At 38.6% G+C, this 466-nt stretch carries 1 protein-coding gene; it reads left to right on the forward strand.

Annotated features, from left to right (window positions below; all coding sequences use genetic code 11):
* Positions 1–466, forward strand: a 466-nt coding sequence (locus RMT89_RS41095) for a hypothetical protein (protein WP_315888859.1), incomplete at both ends; no start/stop codon positions are given.

The following is a 466-nucleotide window of genomic DNA, read 5'->3' on the forward strand; positions in this document are numbered from 1 at the left end:
TTCGTTTAGAACTAGAGCCTCATAAGGAGCAACTGATTCAAGGAGAGCATGCCGGTATAGTCACAAGCGACTATCTCAAGAATCTCTACATGGGGTTTCATGATATTAAGGAAACACTATCAGCATTAGAGCTATCACAGGTTCTCATTTCAAACGATGCTCCGAATATTAAAGAAGTTACTGACGTTCGCTACTATCGTTACGTGGCAACTACATATTTACAGGATATGTACATACTCAAGGAGCAACTAAACGCCTATGCTACAAAGATAAAGCGTGTGCATAACACCTTTGGTCGTCACCACTTCGTTAATATCTTCGTTGAGCCTTTATTTCCAAAAATCAAGTCATGTTTTCAAAACATTGTAGATGTTCGTGGTTTCCATGTTCACCAACAACGATACACTGATGATTATTTCGATGACGCGTTTGTATTTAGAGCGTTGTCTACGAATGAAATTGAATT

Origin of the sequence: Streptomyces sp. P17, assembly GCF_032436805.1 — a bacterium.
GTDB lineage: Bacteria > Actinomycetota > Actinomycetes > Streptomycetales > Streptomycetaceae > Streptomyces.